The sequence below is a fragment of the Micromonospora sp. D75 genome (assembly GCF_018070405.1).
Classification (GTDB): domain Bacteria; phylum Actinomycetota; class Actinomycetes; order Mycobacteriales; family Micromonosporaceae; genus Micromonospora; species Micromonospora chalcea.
Genome location: NZ_JAGPXV010000241.1, coordinates 1 through 8,154, shown reverse-complemented (window position 1 = coordinate 8,154; position 8,154 = coordinate 1). Strand labels below are relative to the sequence as shown.

At 75.0% G+C, this 8,154-nt stretch carries 7 protein-coding genes; 1 reads left to right on the top strand and 6 read right to left on the bottom strand.

Going from position 1 to position 8,154, the window contains the following annotated elements; translation table 11 throughout:
* From KBX39_RS16155 to ligA, 3 genes are all read right to left on the bottom strand, one after another.
* The coding region (locus KBX39_RS16155; RefSeq protein WP_210871326.1) for an aspartyl/glutamyl-tRNA amidotransferase subunit C at positions 1-103 on the bottom strand (103 nt) is incomplete at its 3' end.
* A 98-nt stretch (positions 104-201) separates the two neighbouring features.
* A complete protein-coding gene (locus KBX39_RS16150; protein WP_210871324.1) occupies positions 202-2,781 on the bottom strand; it encodes a bifunctional diguanylate cyclase/phosphodiesterase in 2,580 nt (859 codons plus the stop codon).
* A gap of 152 nt (positions 2,782-2,933) precedes the next feature.
* Positions 2,934-5,069 carry an NAD-dependent DNA ligase LigA gene (gene ligA / locus KBX39_RS16145; protein WP_210871322.1) on the bottom strand — a complete coding sequence of 712 codons (2,136 nt, stop codon included), beginning with the start codon at positions 5,067-5,069 and terminating at the stop codon, positions 2,934-2,936.
* Positions 5,070-5,266: 197 nt separating this feature from the next.
* On the opposite strand from ligA, the gene KBX39_RS16140 reads away from it, so the two are divergent.
* The gene (locus KBX39_RS16140; RefSeq protein ID WP_210871320.1) at positions 5,267-5,812 is read left to right on the top strand and encodes a type II toxin-antitoxin system PemK/MazF family toxin; all 546 of its coding nucleotides are present in this window, start codon (positions 5,267-5,269) and stop codon (positions 5,810-5,812) included.
* A gap of 19 nt (positions 5,813-5,831) precedes the next feature.
* Here KBX39_RS16140 and KBX39_RS16135 read toward each other — a convergent pair whose 3' ends face one another.
* The 3 genes from KBX39_RS16135 to KBX39_RS16125 all read right to left on the bottom strand — a co-directional run.
* Complete coding sequence (locus tag KBX39_RS16135) at positions 5,832-6,866, bottom strand: ADP-ribosylglycohydrolase family protein (protein WP_043326052.1); 1,035 nt, start codon at positions 6,864-6,866, stop codon at positions 5,832-5,834.
* A 26-nt stretch (positions 6,867-6,892) separates the two neighbouring features.
* Entirely contained in the window at positions 6,893-7,261 is a 369-nt protein-coding gene (locus tag KBX39_RS16130; protein ID WP_176722754.1) for a VOC family protein, read from the bottom strand.
* Positions 7,262-7,297: 36 nt separating this feature from the next.
* Positions 7,298-8,154: methionine synthase (locus tag KBX39_RS16125; RefSeq protein ID WP_210871318.1), on the bottom strand; the 857-nt coding region annotated here is incomplete at its 5' end.

Sequence of the window (8,154 nt, the reverse complement as noted above, 5' to 3'; positions counted from 1 at the left end):
TCACATCCAGCTGGCCTGCGAAGGTGTCCAACTCCTCCTCCGTGACGGCGAGCCGCGACAGTCGCGCGAGGTGCGCGACCTCCTCGCGGGAGATGGCGGCCATCGGGTGCCCCCTTCGTGGCTGTCCTGAGACGTCTGCGGTGGGCCGGCCGCGCGTACGGGATGACGCGCGGTGACCGGAGCGAGTCTATTGTCCCGCCGTCACGACGACGCCTTCGCCTCCCCCTCCGGCGCCGCTCCGCTGCGGCTCCCGGCCTCCACCGGGCGCACCGGACGGTAGCGCGACAACCAGGCCACCAGGTCCTCGGCCGGCATCGGCCGGGCGTGGAACCAGCCCTGCGCCACGTCGCATCCGGCGGCGTGCAGCAGCCGCCAGGTGCGCTCGTCCTCCACGCCCTCGGCCACCACCCGCAGCCCGAGCGCGCCGGCCAGCTCGATCATCGAGCGGACGATCGCCGCGTCGTCCGGGTCGTCGGCCATCCCGAGGACGAACGAGCGGTCCACCTTCACCTCGGACAGCGGCAGCCGGCGCAGGTGTTGCAGCGACGAGTAGCCGGTGCCGAAGTCGTCCAGCGCGATGCCGACGCCGATGCGGTGCAACTGGGTGATGCTGGCGAGCACCCGCCGGGGGTCGGCCATCAGCGCGCCCTCGGTGATCTCCACCTGGAGCCGCTCCGGCGGCACCCCGTACCGGGCCAGCCGGTCGGCGATCTGGTCGGCGATCTCGCCGGTGTGCAGGTCACGGACGCTGACGTTGAGCGCGGCCCGCAGCGTGAGCCCGGCCGCCGACCACTTGGCCAGCTGCTCCACCACGTCGTCCACCACGCGGCGGGTGAGCAGTCGCATCACCGCGCTCTGCTCGGCGACCTGGATCAGCTCGCCCGGGTCGACCATGCCCCGGCGCGGGTGCCGCCACCGCAGCAGCGCCTCGACGCCCACCACCTCGCCGGTCGCGATCGCGATCTGCGGCTGGTAGTACATGGTGATCTCGCCCGGGTGCCCGGACTGGTCCTCCGGCTCGGCGCTCCCGTCGGCGGTCGGCCCGATGACGCCGGGCGCGCCGGTGCTCACCGCGGCCTGCGCGTCGTGCCCGGTGTCGGTCTCGTGCGCGGCCTCCGTGTCGCGCCCGGTGCCGGTCTCCGCCGCGTCGGCGTCCCCGCCACCGACCACTGGCGTCGCCACCACCGCTCCGGCCGCGCCGGCGCGCGCGGCCCGGCTGCGGATCGGGTCGGCGCCGGTGAGGATCCGCTCGATCAGGTCATCGTCGTGCCGTTCCCCGGCGCGGTCCCGGCGACGCCGCAGCCACCGGTTCGGCCCGTCGCCGGAGCGTCCGCCGCCCCGGCCGTCGTCGCGCGCCGGACGCTGGTTGCGCGACGGCCGCTCGGCCCGGGCCGGTCGCGGCGCCGACAGCGCCGGCGTCAGTGCCGCGCCGTCACCCCCGCGTACGCCCACCGTCTCCCCGCCCTGCGCGGACGGGCCCGACTCCAGCACCCGGCGCAGGTCGGCCAGGAGGCTCAGCCGCTCGGCCGAGTTGTGGTCGGACTCCGGCGCGTACACCGCCACCGTGTCGTTGCGATGCTTCGCGTCGTACATGGCCACGTCGGCGTGGCGCATCAGCGTGGCGAAGTCCTCGCCGTGGTCCGGGTAGAGCGCGATGCCGATCGAACCGCCCACGTCCAGCGGCAACCCGTCCAGCGGCACCGGCTCGGCGAGCGCGGCGACCACCCGGTCGGCCCGCTCGCGGGCCTGGTCGATGTCGGTGAGCCGGGGTACGACTATGGCGAACTCGTCACCGCCCAGTCGCGCCACCATGTCACCGGCGCCGACCACGCCCATCAGCCGGGCGCTCACCTCGACCAGCAGACGGTCCCCCACCGCGTGCCCGAGCGCGTCGTTGACGTGCTTGAACCGGTCGAGGTCGAGCAGCAGCAGCGCCAGGTGCGCGTCCGGCGCGCCCCGGGCGGCCCGCTCGCCGTGCAGGTGCACCTGCTCGGCCACCTCGGTGAGCAGCGCCTTGCGGTTGGGCAGCCCGGTGAGCGGGTCCACGTCGGCGAGCTGTTCCCGTTCCTCGGACAGCCGGGCCATCCGGTAGACGGCGAACAGCGGCACCAGCACCAGCGGGATCAGCGCCGCGCTGGCCCGGGCGGCGGCCACCAGCACCGGCGCGAGCAGCAGCAGCGAACCGGTGGACAGCAGCTCGTACGCCAGCCCGCTGCGCACGCTGGGCCACCACCGGTCGCCGAACCGCAGCCGCACGGCCGAGCTGACCAGCCCGTAGTTGACCACGAACCAGGCGAGCGTCGCGCCGCCCACCGCCGCCACGTCGGTCCAGTGCAGCCGGCCGTCGCCGAACAGCTCGCCCGGACCGAGCCGGCTGGCCGCGTACGCGGCGGCGAGCGCGCACGCGTACTGCGCGGCGTTGAAGCCGGTACGCCAGGGCGCGTACCCGAGCCGCCAGCCGCTCACCGCGACGGCCACCGCCTGGACCGCCACTGCCGGGCCGAAGCCCCAGCCGAGCAGGATGGCGAAGGTGAAGCAGGTCGACGGGAACACGGCCGAGGTCTGCCGCCGCCCGGGCGGCACGAACGGGCGGGCGTCGCAGGCGACGGCGAGCGCCGCCATGGTCCAGAACGCGGCCGGCAGCTCGGTCGACCGGTCGGCGAGCGCGATCAGCGGCCCGGCCGAGACAAGTGCGGCCACCACGCCGACCGCGCCGACGAAGCCGAAGAACGGCCCGCTCCGCCCGGGCGGGACGGAGTTACGCGGGTCGCCGGTCTCCATCGCACCTCCCGGGGGCAACGACGAGGCGCGCGCCGTCACGCGCCGTACGCCAAAGAAACGCCCTCCGAGGCGGTTTCCCCGACACGACAGTCACGAATCGGTCGGAGTCGTAATTAACTTGGTATCCGCGGACGATCGCCGTGACCAGCCCGTCAGTCCTCCACCCGGGCCACCTCGCGGGCCGCGTCCGGGCCGGAGTCCAGCAGCACCCGGAAGCCGTCCTCGTCGAGGATCGGCAGTTTCAGCGTGGCCGCCTTGTCGGCCTTGGAACCCGGGTTGTCGCCGACCACCACGAACCCCGTCTTCTTGGAGACCGAGCCGGTCACCTTGCCGCCCCTGACCTGGATCGCCTCGGCGGCCTGGTCACGGCTGAACCCGCTGAGCGTGCCGGTGACGACGACGGTGACGCCGTCGAGCGGTCGTGGCCCCTCGTCGGCGGCCTCCTCGGCCATCCGTACGCCCGCCTCGGCCCACTTGCGCACGATGTCGCGGTGCCAGTCGACGGCGAACCACTCCTTGACGCTGGCGGCGATGGTCGGGCCGACGCCGTCCACCGAGGACAGCTCCTCCTCGCCGGCGGCCTCGATGGCGTCGACCGACCGGAAGTGCCGGGCGAGCGCCTGGGCGGCGGTCGGGCCGACGTGCCGGATGGACAGTGCCACCAGCACGCGCCACAGGTCGCGTTCCTTGGCCTCGGCCAGGTTGTCGAGCAGCTTGACCGCGTTGCTGCCCAGGCTGCCGTCCTTGTTGACGAAGAACGGTGACCGGCTCAACTGCTCGGCGTCGAGCTGGAACAGGTCGCCCTCGTTGGTGATGATCTGCGCGTCCAGCAGCGCCGCCGCGCCCTTCTCGCCGAGCACCTCGATGTCGAGCACCTTCCGGCTGGCCAGGTAGAACACCCGTTCGCGGATCTGACCGGGGCAGGCGCGCCCGTTGGGGCAGCGGATGTCGACGTCGCTCTCCTTGGCCGGCGCGAGCGGCGTGCCGCAGGCCGGGCAGGTGGTCGGCATGACGAACGGACGGGCGTCGGCCGGGCGCAGCTCGACCACCGGGCCGAGCACCTCGGGGATCACGTCGCCGGCCTTGCGCAGCACCACCGTGTCGCCGATGAGCACGCCCTTGCGCTCGACCTCGCGGGCGTTGTGCAGCGTGGCCAGCGCGACCGTGGAGCCGGCGACCCGGACCGGTTCCAGGACGGCGAACGGGGTGACCCGGCCGGTGCGCCCGACGTTGACGTCGATGTCGAGCAGCTTCGTGTTCACCTCCTCCGGCGGGTATTTGAAGGCGATCGCCCAGCGGGGGGCCCGGCTGGTCGAGCCAAGGCGGCCCTGGATGGAGACCGGATCGACCTTGACCACCACGCCGTCGATCTCGTGCTCGACGTCGTGCCGGTGCTTGCCGTAGTAGGCGATGTAGTCAGCGACGCCGGCGAGGTCGTCCACCACCCGCCAGCGGTCGCTGGTGGGCAGCCCCCACGCCTTGAGCGCGGCGTACGACTCGGACTGCGCCGCCGGCCGGAAGCCGGTGCGGGCGCCGATGCCGTGCACCACCAGGCGCAGCGGGCGGGAGGCGGTGACCCGCGGGTCCTTCTGGCGCAGGCTGCCGGCGGCGGCGTTGCGCGGGTTGGCGAACGGCGCCTTGCCCTGCTCGACCAGGGTCGCGTTGAGGTCGGCGAACGCGGCCACCGGGAAGTAGATCTCGCCGCGCACCTCGATCAGATCCGGCACGTCGGGGAAGTCGTCGGCCGGGGTCAGCCGGGCCGGCACGCCCTTGATGCTGCGCACGTTCGCGGTGACGTCCTCGCCGGTGCGGCCGTCGCCCCGGGTGGCGGCGCGCACCAGCCGGCCCTTGGAGTAGGTCAGGTTGATGGCCAGCCCGTCGACCTTCAGCTCGCACAGGTAGGGCACCGGGCCGCCGGCGTCGCGCTCGACCCGCTCGGCCCAGGCGGCCAGCTCCTCGTCGGCGAAGGCGTTGTCGAGCGAGAGCATCCGCTCGGCGTGGGCGACCGGCGTGAAGTCGGTGGAGAAGGTGCCGCCGACGCGCTGGGTGGGCGAGTCGGGGGTGCGCAGCGCCGGGTATTCCGCCTCCAGCGCCTCCAGCTCCCGCAGCTGCGCGTCGAACTCCGCGTCGGTGATCGTCGGCGCGTCCAGCACGTAGTAGCGGTACTGGTGTTCGGTCAGCTCCTGACTGAGCGTGGCGTGCCGCTCCCGGGCCGCCGGGGTCGGCTCGGCCCCCGCCGCCGCCTCCTGGGCCGCGTCGGCCGCAGTGGGAACCGCTTCTTCGGACACGCCGCCGCCTTCGGACACCGCTGTCGCCTCCCGTGCTCGCGCTACCCGAGAACCGTAGCGGTCGGCTGTGACAACAGTCCGGCCACCCGCACGAGCAGGGCGAACCGGCGCGCGTCACGCCCCCGCGCGGTCCGGCCCCGGGCGTGCGACCATCGCCTCGGCGGCGCTGTGCGGGAACGGTCGGAAGGCGGGTACTGATGCGCGACGGGGTTCTCTGGGCGCTGGTGATCGTGGCCTGCGTCGCGGCCGGCTGGCTCTGGAACGAGTGGCGCCGCCGGTCGGCCGACCGTTCCGCCGGGGCGCGCGGCCGGGCCGACGGGCGACGGCCGGGCTCCGGGCGCGGTGGCCGGACCGGCGCCGGCGCACGGGGTGACCGGGGTGGCGTCCCGCCACGGCCGCGCGGCGCCGGGCGGACGGACCGGGACGAGCCCCGGCCCGGGGAGATCTGGTGGGCGGACGTGCCCTACGCCGACGGGACCGGCTCCAAGGTGCGGCCCTGCCTGGTGCTGCGGGTCGACGGCGGGGACGCCGAGGTCCTGAAGATCACCAGTCAGGACAAGTCGGACCGGGACGACCACCTGCCGATCCCGACCCGGAGCTGGGACCCGGACGCCGACCACGACAGCTACCTGGACATCAGCGAGCCCATCCCGGTGCCGCTCACCGCGTTCGCCGACCGGGCCGGCACGTGCGACCCGGACCTGTGGCGGGGTGTGCGCCGCCTGAACCACCTCACCGGCTGACCCCGGCGGCCTCCGGACCTCAGCGCTGCGACGCCCCTGCGTCGAGCGCGTCGGCGAGCGCGGCGAGCTGACCGGCGTACTCGATCCGGTCGGCCCACCCGGCCGGCCAGGCGGCCATGCCGTACGCGGCACCGGCGAACGCGCCGGCCAGCGCGGCGATGGAGTCCGAGTCACCGGCCGTGGTGGCGCCCCGGGCCAGCGCGCCGACCGGGTCGTCCGCGTGACGCAACGCGCAGAGCAGCGCGGTGGCGAGCGCCTCCTCGGCGATCCAACCCTCGCCGGTGAACCGGCACGGGTCGCCGCCGTCGTCGGGACGGGCGAGTGCCGCCTCCAGCCGGTCGAGCACCCGCAGGCAGTCGTCCCAGCCGCGGGCGACGAACCCGGCCGCGTCGCTCTCGCCGGGCCGCTGCCACAGGTCGCCCAGCCAGTCCTCCCGGTAGACGGTGCGCTGCTCCCGCGCCCGCTCGGTGAGCAGGCCGGGCAGCTCGGGCAGCGCCGCGCCGTCGCGCAGCAGCCGGACCGCGTACGCGGTCAGCTCGCTCGCCGCCAGCCCGGTCGGGTGGCCGTGGGTGAGCCCGGCCTGGAGCTGGGCCAGCCCGGCCATGGTGTCGAGGTCGACGTCGAGCAGCCCGACCGGGGTGACGCGCATGTTCGCGCCGCAGCCCTTCGAGCCGGCGACTGTGGCCTCCTGCCAGCGGGCGCCCCGGGCCAGCTCGGCGCAGGCCCGCAGGCAGGTCATGCCGGGCGCGCGGTTGTTCTCCGGGCTGACCGACCAGTCGACGAAGCGCTGCCGCAGCAGCGGCTCCACCGCCTCGGCCGTGTACGCGGGCGCCTCGTGCAGCGCCCACGCCACTGCGAGCGCCATCTGCGTGTCGTCGGTGACCAGGGCCGGGTCGCCGGTCAGCTCGCGCGGACCGCCCGGGCCGTAGCGCCGGACGATCTCGGTGACGGTGAGGAACTCGGTCGGCTTGCCCAGGGCGTCGCCGTAGGCCAGGCCGAACAGCGAGCCGGCGACGCGGCCGGTGGCGGTGGAGGCGGTCACGGTGGCGATCATGCCTCCGCCGCGCAAGCCCGGGAAGATCAGTCCCAGCAGAGGCAGAACGGGTGGCCGACCGGGTCGGCGTAGACCCGGAAGCCCTCCCCCTCGCCGGGTAGCCGCCGTGCGCCCAGCGCCAGCGCCGCCTTCTCGGCCGCCTCGATGTCGTCGACGCTCACGTCGAGGTGGAACTGCTGCGGCCGGGCCGGGTCGGGCCAGTCGGGGGTGCGCAGGCCCGGCGCCCGCTGGAAGGCCACCCGCGGCTGGTGCCCGGGTGGCCCGCCGAGCACCACCCACTCGTCGCCGTCGGAGTTCTCCTCCACCACGGGCAGGCCGAGCAGCTCGGAGTAGAAGGCGGCGAGCGCGCGCGGATCGGGGCAGTCGATCACTGTGGAACGCAGTCGTCCAATCATGCCGGTCATCGTGCCCGGCGGGTACGACGGAAAACGTCAGTCCTCGGCCAGCCGCCGGCCCGCGTCGCGGCAGGCGGTGAGCACCGCGCGGGCGTACGCCGGGGTGGCGCCGGCCAGGCCGCACGCGGGAGTGACCACCACCTGCTCGGCCAGCCGGCGGCGGGGGAAGCCGAGCTGGTCCCAGACCCGGCGGACCCGGCCCGCGACCTCGGCCGACGTCGGCGCCCGGCCGGAGGCCGGTGGCAGCGTCGGCGCGGCACCGGCCAGCAGCCCGAGCCCGGCGTCGATCGCCTCGCCGAGCGGGTCGAGGTCGGTGACCAGCGACAGGTCGAGCGCGACGCCCACCGCACCGGCCGAGCGGATCAGCTCCAGCGGTACGTCCGGCGCGCAGCAGTGCACCAGAGCCGGTACGCCCGCCGCGTCGATCACGTCGCGCAGCAGTCCCCGCGCCACCTCGGTCTCCACCGGACGGTGGGTGCCGAAGCCGCTCTCCGTGGGCACCCGCCCGGCCAGCACGGCCGGCAGGGACGGCTCGTCCAGTTGGAGCAGCACCGAGGCGCGGGGCAGCCGCCGGGCGACCGCCTCGACGTGCCCGCGCAGGCCTTCGCCGAGCGAGCCGGCGAGGTCGCGTACCGCGCCCGGGTCGCGCAGCATCCGGCCGCCGATCGGCAGCTCCAGCGCGGCGGCCAGGGTGAACGGGCCGGCGGCCTGGATCTTGACCGGTCCGGCGTACTCCTCGGCCTGCTCGGCGAGCTGGTCCAGGTCGCGTTCCATCAGGTCGCGGGCGCGGCGCAGGTCCCGGCCGGGGCGCGGGGCGATCCGCCAGCGGGCCGCGTACAGCTCGACCGGCAGTTCCACGAGCAGGCCGGCGCTGCGGCCGACGAGGTCCGCAC